Here is a 14824-nt window from a genome sequence, read left to right as displayed (position 1 = left end):
TTTAAATTTGACTTACCCTTAAAAGTGTCCCAGAAGTCACCTCTATTTTCTTTTTTCCAATTTTCCATATATGTTAAGAATCCTTCTTTAGTCCGCTCAATAACCACATACTTCTCTGCCCATTCAATTAAATTTTTGAAATTAATTTTACTACACCTCTTCCAATAATTTCTGATAACGTTCCTATATTAACGACCCGACTAGGTCCTAATGATCTTTATATATGTTTTTGCGACAACAGGAAAGACATCTTCAGACTGTTCTTCTACATGATCTTCGCTTGTTTCATTCTCTATGATTTTCAATCCATCAAAACAAGCATTTTCTTTATACCAATCCATTAGTTCAGGCAAGGAGCAACTTTCCTTCAAACTCTCGCCTTCAAAATAAGAAAGCAATGTCACTGTAAATGCAGGTACTACGGAATCCGCTTTCAAATATAAAATAAAGTTTTTACTCTTATAATACGTTTTAAGATACTGCACAATCTCTTCCTCTAAATAAGAAAAGACTTCAATTAGTTTCTCTGATGATATTCGATTATGCTTAATCAATCGGTTGAATCCATGGATGTAGAAGTAGTTATGATAAAGTTCCTTCTCTCTCAACTTGGGATCATTAGCAAATAAAAAAACGGGGGAAGTGGTTATCGAATGAACTTCTCCATATGCTTTTTGAGCATACTTCTTTAAGTAATCCAGGATCAAAAGCTCACTCCTCTTTGGTAATTTTACTTAACGTTCCTGTACTCACGGCCTCAGCCTATGCAAAAAGCTTGAATATAAAGTTAACTCATCTCGCCACATCGTTAATTTACATTCACAGCTCATTATCCAATGGTTTAATTAGATACATCAGCAGATCATCGTCTACCATTACTTGCTCTCCGGGTTTTACTTCAATATTCTTATAGGTAATTCCTCGACCATCCATGTAATACCCGCGTTTGTTGTACATCATCTGAGCATTACCGTAATCTTTATAGAGCCCTACTCCTAAGCCAATGAATCTGGATCTCATGGATGCTATTCTTTCAAGTTCATCGAACATTGTACTGGCAATCCCCTTCCTCCTGAACTCTGGAAAAACATTCAAGTCATTTATTTCCGGGATATTGCCTGTTTTAAAATACGGATAATCCGAAGTAAATATTAAGTGGCAACACCCAGCCAATGTATCTCCATAGTAGGCCATTAAAGTCACTCTCTTGCCTTCTATATTTTCTTCCAAACACTTATCAAAATAGTCATTCGAGGTGTACCATGGATATCGTTTTGAAAATTCAAAATTTAATAAAGATACTTCTTCATGATTTGAAAGGTGCCTAATTCTTATTTGGTTTTCCATTTTCATTCCTCTTTCTATCAATTTTAGTTAACGTTCCTGTATTCTCGAACCCTGGGGTTGTCTGCTTAAATTATCGGATGTCAGTGTCTTCTTCAAATTCCTCCAAAAAATGATTCACTTCATTCTCATAGTCTTCCCAATTGTACTTTTCGTTTTTTATGATCAATTTTGGTATCTCCCATTCCTGAACGATATTGAAAATGAAATCTTGGTTTTTCGTCCAAAAATGTCCCGCTTCAATAAAATCATTATCCGTATAAAGTCCACAACGATCTTGTGTGAACTCAGGTCCGCGAACACTACATATCCATTTCCAATGTTGCTCTACATGAGTTTGATAAAAATAAATGAGGATCGGATCGAGACGACTTAAAATAAGTTGTACTTTCTTGGTCAAATCTAATATTCTTTGTTCGTCCATTTGCATATTAAAGGCAAAACCAAGCGTATTCTGAAAAACGTAACTTTCCATAATTGTAACTTCGTCTCCCCCTACTCTTTCATTGACAAAATCAGTGAATAGCTGTTCAACTTTTGTAGTAAACCACTCCGCTTCATCTTGAATAGTAAAGGAAGTAAACGTCTTATCATATATTCGCAATGGATGGTTCTCTTCTAATTCGTGATAAAATCTATTTTGAATATTCATCATATTCAACTTTGCACCTATTATTTTTCCAATCGTTGACTTACCGGAACCAGGCATTCCATCTATCAGTATCAATCTTGACTTCATATGTATTCCTCACTTCTATGTTTAAATTGTTCCCCCACAGCTCATTTCAGATAACGTTCTTGTATTCACGACATCCAACTCCCTTAAGCCCGAAGGCCAGCCCTGATGCGGTTAGAGAGTTGGATGTATCCGGCTGAATCCGCTTGCCTGCAAATACATTGCCTCCCCCGAATCGACTTCAACTTCTGCCGGACCGATTAATCAAAAAGAAAGTACATATGAATCTCTTTTATGACATCACTCTCATCAACAATAAATTCTGCAAAGAATCCAAGATCACCTTGAAAGTATTTATATATCTTTAAATTTGATTTGTTGTCAATCGTCTTCGGGTTTTCGTATTTAATATTTGAATATGCATTCTTCAACTTTTCTAAACGATCCCCAACTTTTATCCCTTCAGATGTTTCATATTCATTCTCATCTAATATAATTTCTGAAAGCCATAGACTGTTTTTTTCCACCCCCAGAAATTTTAATGTTAATCCACTATAATAGAGATTCTTAGAATACATACCACTAAAGGTATCTGCTCCATCACCAAGTTGCTTAACTTGAGAAGCTTCGTCAGGCTCCCCTAATATATGCACTACAGTCTTTTCATTATCTCTCAGCTGAACAAAGGATTGTTTATATTTTATTGAATAATATTTATCTTCTTTAATATTTCCTAATTCAAGAGCTGAGACTGGCGGATCAATGGATAACGCCTCTTCTGTAGAATTATCTGATTCTGAATTTGCATTTGTCGTTGGGGGTTCTATCGAAGGATCTGTAGCAGTAATTGAGGAATTTTCTTCTTTGAAATCAGAACAACCAACAATGAAAAGTAAAGTAACACATATAATTATTGAACTTATAATTTTCATTGCATAACTCCTTTTTATGAACTTGCCGGAATTTCCTATAACGTTAATGTATCCCACCATGTCCCACCGACTTAAGTGACCTACGGGAGCGGCCGCACTGCGGTTAGTCGTGTGGATATGTCCGCTGATATCAATTCCCTGCCTATAGTTCCTCGCGGACCGAGAGCTACTAGGCCCGTTGCGTGCATATAATGTTATATGCTGTTCGAGCAATCTCTGAACTACTACGGGAATATAATTTTCAATTCACTTCTTATTTGATTTAACTTTAATATTGATCGTTGTTGATCTTGAATTGATTCAATTGCATATATCGTTCTTGTATTCACGACTCGACGTATGCTAGGTGTCCGAAGCCATTTGGACTAAAGGCGTATGCCCATAGCGTGAATATTATCTTATCGGAAGCATCTTGCTTCCTTCATTTGGGTCAATAGCTGTAACCTCATGACCTGCTTTTGCAAAATGGTTTTTAATCTTCCTGTGCCGCAACCTAAATCCGCTTTGTTCTTAAAGTTGATTTTCTTTAATAAAGCTCAAAAGAATTCATCGTCTTTACCCCAGCTATTAATTTGATCATATACCATTGGAATCATTTATTTACCTGCTTCCTAAAAATTAATTATTATCCTTCCAGTCTTTTGTATTGCTTGGACAAACCTTTAGATACCACGTTCTACTTCGTTTATCTGACATCTTTTAACGTTGTATTAAAGTCTTTAGAAATGTACTTCCTTTGAATTTGGGCGATTTTATCTAACGTTGTTGTGTTCCTGAAGTTTATGTGTCTTTCAGAATCAGCTTTCTTGAAATACCTCTGGCAGACCGAGCGGGGATAGCCGCGAATCTGGAACATGGTGTTATATGCTGTATGAAACTTCCTTGAGTTACAATCCAAAATCAATTAAGCCTTGATCTTAACGTTTCAATAAATTCACATTCATTCTGTTCTATCCATTGCTTTCTAATAACCAATTGATTAAGTATGAATCGAAAGTATTCTTCTATCTCCCGTCCTGAATAATATTGACCTATGTAAATACATATCAATGATACATAGTACATCTGCATCAAAAAGGGAATCCATTTAATTTCTTCATCTGTTAATCTCATATGTTGAGAATACTCATCCAAAAATAATTCTAGATTTAAAAGTGAGCCATCATCAAATTGAAGAAGATGGTTAATACAAATAGCTAATTCTAATGCACGAACATCATGTGAAGCAAAGTCAAAATCTAATACCCCACTCATCTTCCTTGTTTGGTTATCAATAAGCAAATTAAAAATTAATATATCATGATGAATAATTTGCTTTGGTAAATCGTCTACATTGGATTCATTCCTTTGAACAGTTTGTAATGAATTTAGTAATATAGATAATTGATTACTTTCAATCTCAAAAGGTGGCTGATCAAAAAAACGCTTTACAGATCTTTCGTTAGATAGTGGATGAAGATTGAATATTTTATAAAACTTAAATTCTTGCATTAATAAGTCACTTTTAAATTTGTTAAAAGCAACCGATAGTTCACCAACATTTTTTTCCATATTCCTTAACATCTGATATCCGTGTTAGGTCAGGAACTTCTCCTTCAATAAAACGCATAACTGACCCAAATTGACCATTTGATAGCAGGACAAATCTCCCCCCTGTCTTGGCAACTAAAAAACTAGGAAACTTAAATGAAAGATTAATATGTTGTTCAAGGAATGCCGTTAATTTAATTTCGAATATTAATTTCTCTAGATTTTTTGAGTAGTTGTCATATATTCTTGCAACATATTTCTTATTGTTAACGGTTAATACTTGAGAGTAATTAGTAAGACCGAATGGCACTGATTCTATGTTTTCAACTGCCTCATTAAAATAATATGTAATCAGTTCTTTAATTAAATGTTCCAATATGGTTTCCTACTCTCTTTGTCATCTATCGCATAACGGTCCTGTATTCGCGACCCGACGAATGTCCGTAGCGTGAATATTTTGTTATACGATGTCAGTGTTCCTCTTTGTATTACCGTCAACCATTCACTTCGCAATTCATTAAGGTATATAGCTTTTAAATTACTTTACATTCTTTGAAATATTCACATCCAATTTAGTTACCACTAGATCAATGGCTTTCAGATATAGTGTTGGATATATTTATGGCGACCTCGGCCATTTCCTTTAATTTAACAATATCTAAGCCTTCTATTTCAAAACCTTCAGCTATGCTTTTAAAGTATAGCCAATCGTTATCTGTCTTTATGATCTGTATCTCTTTTATTAGATTAAAAAATTCGTCAATTCCTTCTATATCTATGTACAACTTTGCTAGTTTTTCAAATCCAGCTTCATTTGGCATATAACCTAAGCCTGAAAAACTAAAAATGTAGTGTTCGAAGTAATGCTCGGGATACTTATTATTTTCCATTACTACTCTCCTCAATTTTTAATTCATGGAATGTAATACCTTGTAGAACTTAAATCACTTTTTGTTTTGACTTGTATATTTTTCACTGATTTCTTATAACGTTCTTGTATCTACGAACCCGAGAGGCTTAAAAGAGCGTCAGCAGCTTCGCTTCCTCGAAAAACCTCTGCCGGGCCGAGGGGCGAATGCCCCAAAGCGAGAATATGTTGTTATCCTATGATCATTCCTTCATGAATAGCTTCCTAATACTACATTTTATTTTTCTTTTGTACAGCTTTTAATATATTCTCCACACTACTATCATCCCAAATAACTACATAACACTTTTCTTTATTTAGCTTTTGAAAAGCGCCAAGTCGATGATTACCATCCCTTACACTTAAAAAGCCTTCTCTGTTTTCAGCAATTAATGGGGGGACATCCCATCCGCTTTCTATACGATTAGAGATTTGATTAATGTTATGATTCCATAAATTTTCATCTTCTACATATTCCATATTTGATTCAGGACCAACAACTCTATCTAGATAACTGATATTGATTTCAATTGGCCCTAACCAATAGCGTCTTTTCATTTTTAGTCCTTCTGATAATCCAACATTGTCTCCTTCGCCATTCAAAAAAAGATGAATCCATGATTCAATATCATCATTCGCAGCATACTCCATTGCAGCATTTAAAGTAAATCTAGTCATAACTACACCTTTCCATTAGTATTTAAAATCCATGCATAAATTTCGGATGACGTTTCTGTATTCACGAACCCGAGAGGCTTAAGGCGCAACGCGCCGGGTCGAAGACCGAGGCTCCAATGGAGCCGATGCTTGAATATTATGTTATATGACGGAAATACTTCTTCGAGATTGCTTACTAACCTGTTCATTTTATAGCTTTTTTATTTTGATTCATCTTTTTCGATGTGTTATCATATTCTTAAATAAAGACCAAGTGCAGCGAACACTTGGTCAGTACAATTGGCTTGGATGGTCTATTCCCTTCTAAGTCTCAGGTAATAAAAACCCACCTTCGGCGGTCAACCTTTGGGTGGGTTTTTACTTTCTCTTGTTGTTATTGATGTAAGTTAAAAGTGCAAGAATGAATGTTCCAAATAATAACATCAGAGTCATCGCATCTTTCACTTCCATGGTCTCACCTCCTTTCGAAGGGAAACCATGCCCACCCAAGATTCAATTGTATCTATATTTTACCTGTGTTTACATCTCCGTACAAGTGTTCTTATCTACTTTTTTGTATTATTCCTATATTCTATTTTCAGTCCATCATTTCTATCATATAACGTTCCTGTATTCACGACGCCCAGCGAAGTCGGATGTGTCTGCTGAAACGCTTCCCCTAAATTCATCCAGCAGACCAAGGCTCCAAAGGAGCCGCAGCTTGAATATTATGTTATGTGCTGTTGATGCTTCTCGAGTTACGATCATATAATTATTGTTTCTATATCGCTTTTTTAATGTTTTCAATATAGGTCGTTCGTGTTTCTTCATCCATTAAATTGTTATTTCTGTATTCTTTATTTAAAAATAAGTTCAAGAGACTTTCGGTACTCAATATTATTTCCTTATATGTTCTATCATTTAATTTCCCATTTATCCATTTGTTCTTCTTCGAATATGTTTTAATTATTACTCGTGCTTTCAATTGTTTGATTCGCAAGACAAATCGGTTAAATAAAGGCTCCAATATCAATTCAATTAAACTGTACATCGGTTTCATCCTTTGTTTATATGTTCATTCTTATGTTTCAGCAGTTGCACATAACGTTCCTGTATTCACGACCCGGCGTATGCCGGTTGTCAGACGAATGTCCGCAGCGTGAATTTTACGTTAGGTGAAGCCAATCTCCTCTTTGAGTTACATAACAAATTTCTAATTATATTCTTTGTTGTTCTTCCATCCATTCTTCAAGTGCCTCTTTTATTACAAAACGATCTTTAGAAGAAATGCTTTTGATTTCATTCCAGTCCCCATCTACAAGTTGTAAACTATACTCTCCGTTAATATTTGAATCAGGATACCATCCTATGTCGAAAAGGATCGTGTCTTCTCTTTCAGGCACATACCATTCCCCTTTTTTTATTTTCAATTTAATTATTTGTAGTAAATCTTCTGTGAAGAAACCCCAATTCTCAATGAAATCACCACTGTCTTCGCTGAGAATAGGTTCTACATCATAAAACTTGTTATAGACTACTGCATAGCCTGCTGGAACCTTAAGTTGTATTAAATTCAATCTCCTCATCCTCTTACTAAATTTCTCATTGATTTCACCTAACGTTCCTGTATTCACGAACCCGAGAGGCTTAAGGCGCAACGCGCCGGGTCGAAGACTTAGCCTCGCAGAAGTTGTCTTCCTGAACACACTTCCCCGAAATGCCTCAAGCAGACCAAGGAGCCGACAAGCGACGTAGCGTGAAAACGATGTTAGGCGGAGTCATTGTCTTCCATGATTAATCTTGCATATTCATTCCATTCTTTATAATCAGTGTTGATTTCTAAGGTAGGCACTATTGATCTTGTTACATTATATCTTAGATTGTTTTGAGTACCGATAAGCTCGTTACATGCTCGTCCAATATCCGACTTCGACTTATTGAGCCATTCATCTGGATCTCTACTCTTTATTCTCTCTTCTACAACTTCATCCGATATTGTAAGCAGAATACATTTAGCCCCTAGTTCAATTAACTGCTTTTCAATATCGATAATTTCAGTATCATCGTGTTCTGGGAAAGCGACACGATGGTTTAGATGAAATCTTTCTAGGACGAAGAAAAGCCCCCGAGATCTTCTGGATGCTGGTCCTAAATGTATTGCCCAATCATTAAGTTTCTTTAGCATTTCTACTCTTTCCTTAAGTAAATTCAAATGTTCATTTCGAGATAAACTCACATACTCCCCATGATTGTTATTTAGTATTTGTGAATAATGTTCTCCAAGAACAACTACACTCCGTTCAGCGGATTCATCTTGAGATTGATTCTGTTTTATTGCTCTTAATACTGATGTTTTTCCAGCATTGGAATACCCTTCAAGAATTAATCCTCTGATATTCATCCATTAAACACTCCTTCTTTACAATGATTTCGCCTAACGTTTCTGTATTCACGACTCGACGCATGTCGAGTGCCCGGCGAATGCAGGGCCTCGGACGAATGTCCGCAACGTGAATATTATGTTATCTGATTGAGACGACTTCTTGATCTGCATTCAACCAATCTTTAAAGATTTATTCCATTCTGGCTGATATTTTTTTATTAAGGATTTTTCCAATTCTATGATCTGAAACTCATCCTCGAGTTCTAGTATATAAAATTTGATCTTTTCTTGATTTTCACTTATTAAGTTATTTAAATGACAATTTGTTGATTGACCATCTATATAACAGTTTTTTGGATGAATTTTTCCATAGCCTTGATTAATACGTTTTCCAAATGAGTCTCTGCATCTTCCGAAATACTTAACTTCGTCCTCAATGCTATATAAATATATTCCTTTACTTCTTTGAGCAATCTTATCTGTAATAAAAAATTCAGAATATACTTTATCTCCGTTCTTATTTAACATCTCTTTATAAAATACATCGTCATTATCTTTTAGCGTAGCAAGAAAAGCTCCTAACCCAATATCCAAATAGTTGCTATATCGACTCTCAATAATCTTTTTGAATTTAATATATCTTCTGTGCTCAATTGTTTCTCTAAGGGTTTTATTATTCTTCTGAGAGAAAATGTCCGAATAAATTGAAGGAACGAATTCAAGAGAGATTTCTCGAAACACCAAATCATGATTTTCAACTACTAACTTCATAACGTTCTCCTTAAATGAATTTTGTCTCTTTCAGATAACGTTCTTGTATTCAACGCCCGGCGCATGTTTGGGTGTCTGGCAAATGCTGGACCAAGGGCATATGCCCGATGTGTGAATATTGTGTTATAAGATGTTGGCGTCTTCTTCGAGCAATCTAATCCCAATCTTATCTTTTGATGCCTTTAGAAAGTATTCAGTTTTCATGTATAGAGGATGTACTGGATAGCTTACATCCATGATTGTACCTTTATAATTCAATTTATTTACGACTATTGCTTGTGGGTATTTTGTAAGAAGGTCTTTTTGACGCTCTACCCCAATATCTAATTTGCCCCAAGCAAAAAATACAAAATCATAGTTGTTCAATAATTCTCTAGATTTAAACATTAGATGCTTTACTCCACTTATGCTTCTTGCATATCTTTTAGCCTTATCACTGTCTTTCTCACGAATATTAAATATATTCTCAATATGAATTGAATATTGATGTGGAAGTTTGATTTCATTGTCATCATAAGCTTTCCGAATCATCCGCATAACCTTTTTCATTGTGTTATCGGGCACTGTCAAAACTGGTTTTTCAGTTTCATATTCAGAATTTTCGAGGATATTAAAGAGGACATCATCTATAGGTCTTGCATCTCCAGGATTCATCATGACAACTAAGCCTATTGCTTTCCCAGGGCCGTTTATTGAATGAAACTCTGTATGGTGCCTGAATATTTTCATACCTTGACTCGTTTTCTTTGAAACAAAGTGAGCATAGGTTTTCATTGTTTTCCCCTCTTTACACCAATTTCGTATAACGTTCCCGTATTCACGACGTCCGACAAAGTCGGATGTGTCCACAGCAACTACTTCATTGAAGCCACTTCTGGGACCAAGGGCGAATGCCCGATGCGTGAATATAATGTTATAAGATGTCCCCTATCTTCTTCGAGTCATCATAATTTAATGTTTTTCAATATATTTCAAGATCATTTCTTTTGATATTTCTTTACATTTTTCCAATTCGCTTATTTCAACCATTTTGCTACTACTTCCATGTGCAACAAATTCATTTCTGTAGTTCACTATTACATCTAGATCTTCATCATATTTATCTAAACCTAAATCTTTTAAAGCCAAGTGCATTTTCATCTTAGTTTCCACAAATCCGAGTTTATGTATTTGTGTGCAAATACTTTTTATACGGTTTACATTCAAGCTATTAGATTCTATATTTTTCTTCAGTTTTAGCACTAAAGAATCAAGATCGGATTGAACTTCAATTTCCTTTTCTTTTTTTCCTTCATTAAGATAGGTTCCAGCTATCACTTCTATGGCTTTATAAAAGTTAAGAAATGCTTCGTTATACCATTCTCCAACTTCAAGTCCTCTTAAATATGATTCGTAAGCTATTCTTCCTATCTTGTCCATTTCATTGAGCTTTGAGAAAAAATTTTCAATACTTTTCAGTTGGTCATCTGGAAATGGTCTTCTGACTGCAACACTACTATTCACATATGAAGCTCCTACTAGTTTGTTATTGTCTTCTTTATTAATTTGTTTTATATCAATGATTCCATAATTAATTCTTTGATTTATAGTAAATTCGATTGTTTTAAGAGTTTCTCTTAGTTTGTCTTCTCCTTGCTTTTCTGCATCGCACATTTCAAAAGCTTGAATTTCTAAACTAGCATAATTGTTTCTATCTTTATGATAAAATTTAACTCCGTCAATAGAAAATTGATTAAAAAAATTAACGTAAGATTCGATATGATATGTTATTTCCCATCTATTCATTATTATTTTATCTCCTTTATATCTTTTTATTTTTAGTATAGGGGATTTCTTATAACATCATATCTACGAACTTCCTATATACCGCTCATTTCAAACTCATATCCTCACTACATCTATATCTAATATAACCCAACTTGTTCCATCTGCGAAGTCATCAAATAGAGAAAAGCAGTCCCACAACTGCTTCGCTTGTTATTACTTGCTAACAAGCATACCTACAGTTACAACGGGACTGCTCTGACTTATTTTAAAGCCTTACTGCCTCATACCTAAAATCGTACTCCCTACTCCTAAAACTTTACTTGCTTCCGACACTCCATACCACGCGTTCGCTCATGGCTTTATGCTGGGCGATCAGGCAGAGCTCTGCTGCCTTAAATGCGTGCTCCTGTGTCATTGCGGTCTCGGTACGGTCCAGACAGTCGCGGATGAGCTGACCGAAGAACGGATAACCGACTTTGCCTTTGACGTTGTATCTGAACTCACCCTCATGGTTAACCAGGTACACCTGATCCCCTTCCGGCTCGCGTGCAATATCGATGTACTTGCGTAGCTCGATGTAACCGTCTGTACCGAGGATTACCGTACGTCCATCGCCCCAAGTGCCGAGGCCGTCCGGTGTGAACCAGTCTACGCGGAAGTAGCCGGATGCTCCGTTATCACCGATCAGGGAAGCTTCACCGAAATCCTCCAGTTCAGGGAACTGTGGATGATTAAAGTTGTTAACCCGGCTGAATGCTACCTGTGCATCACTGCACGACGCAAAGGTCAAGAACTGTTCAATCTGGTGACTACCAATGTCACAGAGAATGCCGCCGTACTGCTGATGGTTGAAGAACCAATCTGGTCGTCCGCCCGCGTTCAAGCGGTGTGGCCCTGTGCCCATGACTTGAACTACTTTGCCGATGGCTCCTTGCTCAATGAGCTGTCCAGCATAGATGGCACTTTCCACATGCAAGCGTTCACTGTAATACACCATGTATTTTTTGCCCGTACGCTTCACTTCTTCACGTGCCAAGTCTAATTGCTCCATCGTGGTGAACGGGGCTTTGTCTGTAAAATAATCCTTCCCTGCTGCCATGACCCTCATCCCAAGTGGTGCACGGTCTGACGTAATAGCGGCGCTTGCTACCAGCAACACCTCTTCATCCGCGAGTACTTCCGCTTCGGATGCGGCGACCTGTGCCTGAGGGAACTGTTTGCGGAATGCATCCACTTTAGCCGGGTCCGGGTCGTACACCCACTTGAGCGTAGCTCCAGCCTCCAGCAATGCGCCGACCATGCCATAGATATGTCCGTGATCCAGAGCCACTGCTGCGATAGTGAACTCTCCCGGTTCGCACACAACCTCTTTTGTAGCACTTTTGGGTGCATAGAACATTCCGTCTTTAGCCATGTTATCCCATCCTTTTCTTTGCATTTAATGTATATTCATCAAGCCTTTTGATATCCCAGACTCCATCAATACGTTTGACTTTTCATTTACAACCGGATTTCCCTCTTGATATTGGTAATCAAAAAATCAGGAGATAACAGCGATTGAAAGATTATTCTGTCATCGGATTGGTCCGTGTAAATCTCCAGTTGAACTGATCTACATCATCATTTAAAGGTCTGACTCAGATCGGCAGGCTGACCGCCCGCATATGCTTTGTCTTTCTTCGTTGTTGAATTGGCAATCCGCTCCTGCAAGTGCTCGTAGAACAAGTCTTCATTGATCGGCAGATCAACCCAGTTATCCGTCCAAGTGGAGAGCAACATCGCGTTGGATAACGTTAAGCCGTGAATGCCATCCTGACCGGGAGCAATCAATGGAACCCCTGTGCGAATCGCATCAACCCAATTGCGGATTAACCCCGGATGACCTGTCTCAATGCCTGTAATCGGCACATCGCATTTCCAGCATTCCGGCTGTCCGAATCCGCCGGTAAAACGTTGATTGAACTCTGGCTCCGATTCGCGCAAGCGCCAGAAGGTGAGTTGTCCGTCTTCGATGACAATCTTACCGCGGTCGCCGCTAACCTCGAAGCGGTTTGTTCCTGGTGCTTCACCCGTGGTGGTTACAAACACACCCGTCGCTCCATTTTCATATTCGACATAAGCGGTCACGTCATCTTCCACTTCTATGTTCCGGTATTTACCGAAGGCGCAGAAGGCACGCATACGCACAGGCATCATGCCAATCGTCCACTGCCACAGGTCCAGCTGGTGCGGGTCTTGATTAATCAACACACCGCCTCCTTCGCCTGCCCATGTTGCACGCCAGCCGCCGGAATCATAGTAACTCTGGGAGCGATACCAGTTTGTAATAATCCAGTTGGTACGCCGCACCTCACCAAGCTCACCTGAAGCAATCAGGTCACGTAGCTTAATGTACAGCGGATTGGTCCGTTGATTGTACATGATGGAGAACACTTTACCGCTTGCCGCAGCAGCCTCGTTCATCTCCCGAACCTGTTTCGTATACACACCCGCCGGTTTTTCGATCATGACATGCAGGCCATGCCGGAATGCCAGAATCGCTTGTTCGGGATGGTCGTAGTGTGGCGTGGCAACAATGACGGCATCAATTGTTCCCGAAGACATCATCTGCTCCGCATCCTGCCAATATGTTACGGTAGACGGAAGGTTACTCGTTACCCAGCTCTCCATCTCTTTTCTCACATCACATACAGCTACTAATTCTGCACCCGGTACTTCTCCAGCCACCAATGTTCTGGCATGTGACGCACCCATGTTTCCAATCCCAATAACCGCTACTCGAACGATACTCATGCTTGCTCCTCCTCGTTTACGCGACGCTCAATTGCAGCAAAGACGTCTGCAAAATGCTGTAACATCGCTCTGGAATCCAAAGTTCCGCTAAAATCTTCGATGCCATAATAACCGTCATAGCCAACTGCTCTCAGATCACGTACCATCTGCACCCAGTCCACCATACCTTCCGTCAGCGGAGCCCAGTGACATTCCCATGACGTGCTTAGTAATTGTTTAGAGCCGCCGCTTCCAACCAACGATCTCGCATCGGATGTGTCCCCCGAATTCTTCTTGTACCATCCCGCATTTTTCACATGCACATGGGCGAGATACGGACCAAGCAGTTCAAGTCCCATCCGATGATTTTCATACCCTTCGTGCACCATGTTACCCGGATCATAGAGTACCCCGACATGCTTGGGATCAAGAGATTGTACAAGGCGATAGGCTAGAGAAGCCGTGGGCGCGATCGTTTGATGATGCGTTTCAACGATAGCTTTAATGTTATACTGTTTCGCTATATCCTGAACTTCGTTTAGATAACGAACGGCCTTCCCGTATAACTCGGGATAAGCTGTACTCCGGTCATAACCCGGAACGCCCACACGCATCATAGAAGCGCCAAGTGCAGAAGCGGCCTGGAATGCTTGCTCGGTTGCAACCATGTCTCCACAATTGAGATACGGCACAAGTGCAATGGATTTTCTATCATGAACCTCAGCCGCTTCCCGAAAAACAGGGACCTCTGCCTGCCACCTGTCCGGATCGATGGAGCAACGATTATTTCGCCAGTACGAAGGTTGTTCAGACAACGCATCCTCCGGTATGCCGCGATATCTCCACTCGATTCCAGCGATACCCGCTGACGCCGCTGCGGAAGCCAGCTCGTTAGCATCCAGGTCTGGGACAGCAACGGTGAATATGGACAGTTTCATGTTTTTGAACCTCCCCTTTATGTAAACGCATTCATTTTATGTCGTAAACGCATTGTATCACTCTCTTGATCACTGCCATAGAGCCTAACGCAAACAGATGAATGACAGATAACAAACCGCACATATTCCCCATTCAGAGATAACGTT

General features: G+C 38.6%; 17 protein-coding genes. All 17 read right to left on the bottom strand.

From position 1 onward, the window contains the following. Positions 1 to 200 precede the first annotated feature (200 nt). The 17 genes from Q9R46_RS07180 to Q9R46_RS07100 all read right to left on the bottom strand — a co-directional run bounded on the left by Q9R46_RS07180 (position 201) and on the right by Q9R46_RS07100 (position 14677). Positions 201 to 707, bottom strand: a complete 507-nt coding sequence (locus tag Q9R46_RS07180; protein ID WP_311279428.1) for a hypothetical protein — start codon at positions 705 to 707, stop codon at positions 201 to 203. 112 nt (positions 708 to 819) lie between these two features. After that, a complete protein-coding gene (locus Q9R46_RS07175) occupies positions 820 to 1347 on the bottom strand; it encodes a GNAT family N-acetyltransferase (RefSeq protein WP_311279427.1) in 528 nt (175 codons plus the stop codon). Positions 1348 to 1417: 70 nt separating this feature from the next. Next, on the bottom strand, positions 1418 to 2083 hold the full coding sequence (locus Q9R46_RS07170; RefSeq protein WP_311279426.1) for a P-loop NTPase family protein: 666 nt from the start codon (positions 2081 to 2083) through the stop codon (positions 1418 to 1420). Between the two features lie 197 nt (positions 2084 to 2280). Beyond that, a complete protein-coding gene (locus Q9R46_RS07165) occupies positions 2281 to 2952 on the bottom strand; it encodes a hypothetical protein (protein ID WP_311279425.1) in 672 nt (223 codons plus the stop codon). A gap of 900 nt (positions 2953 to 3852) precedes the next feature. Further along, positions 3853 to 4503 (bottom strand): phosphotransferase enzyme family protein, encoded by a 651-nt coding sequence (locus Q9R46_RS07160; protein ID WP_311279424.1) that lies wholly within the window; start codon positions 4501 to 4503, stop codon positions 3853 to 3855. Then, the gene (locus Q9R46_RS07155; RefSeq protein WP_311279423.1) at positions 4484 to 4858 is read right to left on the bottom strand and encodes an aminoglycoside phosphotransferase/kinase family protein; all 375 of its coding nucleotides are present in this window, start codon (positions 4856 to 4858) and stop codon (positions 4484 to 4486) included. Before Q9R46_RS07155 ends, Q9R46_RS07160 begins: the two co-directional genes overlap by 20 nt. Before the next feature lie 211 nt (positions 4859 to 5069). Further along, a complete protein-coding gene (locus Q9R46_RS07150) occupies positions 5070 to 5372 on the bottom strand; it encodes a hypothetical protein (protein ID WP_311279422.1) in 303 nt (100 codons plus the stop codon). A gap of 248 nt (positions 5373 to 5620) precedes the next feature. After that, positions 5621 to 6067, bottom strand: coding sequence for a hypothetical protein (locus Q9R46_RS07145; protein WP_311279421.1), 447 nt, complete (start codon positions 6065 to 6067; stop codon positions 5621 to 5623). Between the two features lie 357 nt (positions 6068 to 6424). Further along, positions 6425 to 6517, bottom strand: a complete 93-nt coding sequence (comI, locus tag Q9R46_RS07140) for a competence inhibitor ComI (RefSeq protein WP_007431380.1) — start codon at positions 6515 to 6517, stop codon at positions 6425 to 6427. Positions 6518 to 7263: 746 nt separating this feature from the next. Next, a complete protein-coding gene (locus Q9R46_RS07135; protein WP_311280963.1) occupies positions 7264 to 7632 on the bottom strand; it encodes a hypothetical protein in 369 nt (122 codons plus the stop codon). Positions 7633 to 7814: 182 nt separating this feature from the next. Continuing rightward, the gene (locus Q9R46_RS07130; RefSeq protein ID WP_311279420.1) at positions 7815 to 8447 is read right to left on the bottom strand and encodes a hypothetical protein; all 633 of its coding nucleotides are present in this window, start codon (positions 8445 to 8447) and stop codon (positions 7815 to 7817) included. A 153-nt stretch (positions 8448 to 8600) separates the two neighbouring features. Further along, entirely contained in the window at positions 8601 to 9200 is a 600-nt protein-coding gene (locus Q9R46_RS07125; RefSeq protein ID WP_311279419.1) for a GIY-YIG nuclease family protein, read from the bottom strand. A gap of 123 nt (positions 9201 to 9323) precedes the next feature. Next, entirely contained in the window at positions 9324 to 9974 is a 651-nt protein-coding gene (locus tag Q9R46_RS07120) for a DUF1643 domain-containing protein (RefSeq protein ID WP_311279418.1), read from the bottom strand. A gap of 177 nt (positions 9975 to 10151) precedes the next feature. Continuing rightward, positions 10152 to 10985 carry a hypothetical protein gene (locus Q9R46_RS07115; protein WP_311279417.1) on the bottom strand — a complete coding sequence of 278 codons (834 nt, stop codon included), beginning with the start codon at positions 10983 to 10985 and terminating at the stop codon, positions 10152 to 10154. A 298-nt stretch (positions 10986 to 11283) separates the two neighbouring features. Continuing rightward, positions 11284 to 12381, bottom strand: a complete 1098-nt coding sequence (locus Q9R46_RS07110) for a Gfo/Idh/MocA family protein (protein ID WP_145412713.1) — start codon at positions 12379 to 12381, stop codon at positions 11284 to 11286. Between the two features lie 206 nt (positions 12382 to 12587). Next, positions 12588 to 13760: a Gfo/Idh/MocA family protein gene (locus tag Q9R46_RS07105; protein WP_311279416.1), complete on the bottom strand. Its 1173-nt coding sequence runs from the start codon at positions 13758 to 13760 to the stop codon at positions 12588 to 12590. Beyond that, positions 13757 to 14677: a sugar phosphate isomerase/epimerase family protein gene (locus Q9R46_RS07100; protein WP_145329928.1), complete on the bottom strand. Its 921-nt coding sequence runs from the start codon at positions 14675 to 14677 to the stop codon at positions 13757 to 13759. Before Q9R46_RS07100 ends, Q9R46_RS07105 begins: the two co-directional genes overlap by 4 nt. Positions 14678 to 14824 lie beyond the last annotated feature (147 nt).

Origin of the sequence: Paenibacillus sp. RRE4 (assembly GCF_031844205.1) — a bacterium.
Classification (GTDB): Bacteria; Bacillota; Bacilli; order Paenibacillales; family Paenibacillaceae; genus Paenibacillus; species Paenibacillus xylanexedens_B.
This window is presented reverse-complemented; position numbering and strand designations above follow the sequence as displayed.

Excerpts from the sequence above, each read along its gene's own strand:
- Q9R46_RS07150 (WP_311279422.1), bottom strand. The coding sequence starts at position 5,372 with ATGGAAAATAATAAGTATCCCGAGCATTACTTCGAACACTACATTTTT.
- Q9R46_RS07175 (WP_311279427.1), bottom strand. The coding sequence starts at position 1,347 with ATGGAAAACCAAATAAGAATTAGGCACCTTTCAAATCATGAAGAAGTA.
- Q9R46_RS07125 (WP_311279419.1), bottom strand. The coding sequence starts at position 9,200 with ATGAAGTTAGTAGTTGAAAATCATGATTTGGTGTTTCGAGAAATCTCT.
- comI (WP_007431380.1), bottom strand. The coding sequence starts at position 6,517 with ATGGAAGTGAAAGATGCGATGACTCTGATGTTATTATTTGGAACATTC.
- Q9R46_RS07105 (WP_311279416.1), bottom strand. The coding sequence starts at position 13,760 with ATGAGTATCGTTCGAGTAGCGGTTATTGGGATTGGAAACATGGGTGCG.
- Q9R46_RS07165 (WP_311279425.1), bottom strand. The coding sequence starts at position 2,952 with ATGAAAATTATAAGTTCAATAATTATATGTGTTACTTTACTTTTCATT.
- Q9R46_RS07145 (WP_311279421.1), bottom strand. The coding sequence starts at position 6,067 with ATGACTAGATTTACTTTAAATGCTGCAATGGAGTATGCTGCGAATGAT.
- Q9R46_RS07170 (WP_311279426.1), bottom strand. The coding sequence starts at position 2,083 with ATGAAGTCAAGATTGATACTGATAGATGGAATGCCTGGTTCCGGTAAG.
- Q9R46_RS07100 (WP_145329928.1), bottom strand. The coding sequence starts at position 14,677 with ATGAAACTGTCCATATTCACCGTTGCTGTCCCAGACCTGGATGCTAAC.
- Q9R46_RS07135 (WP_311280963.1), bottom strand. The coding sequence starts at position 7,632 with ATGAGGAGATTGAATTTAATACAACTTAAGGTTCCAGCAGGCTATGCA.
- Q9R46_RS07110 (WP_145412713.1), bottom strand. The coding sequence starts at position 12,381 with ATGGCTAAAGACGGAATGTTCTATGCACCCAAAAGTGCTACAAAAGAG.
- Q9R46_RS07160 (WP_311279424.1), bottom strand. The coding sequence starts at position 4,503 with ATGGAAAAAAATGTTGGTGAACTATCGGTTGCTTTTAACAAATTTAAA.
- Q9R46_RS07115 (WP_311279417.1), bottom strand. The coding sequence starts at position 10,985 with ATGAATAGATGGGAAATAACATATCATATCGAATCTTACGTTAATTTT.
- Q9R46_RS07120 (WP_311279418.1), bottom strand. The coding sequence starts at position 9,974 with ATGAAAACCTATGCTCACTTTGTTTCAAAGAAAACGAGTCAAGGTATG.
- Q9R46_RS07130 (WP_311279420.1), bottom strand. The coding sequence starts at position 8,447 with ATGAATATCAGAGGATTAATTCTTGAAGGGTATTCCAATGCTGGAAAA.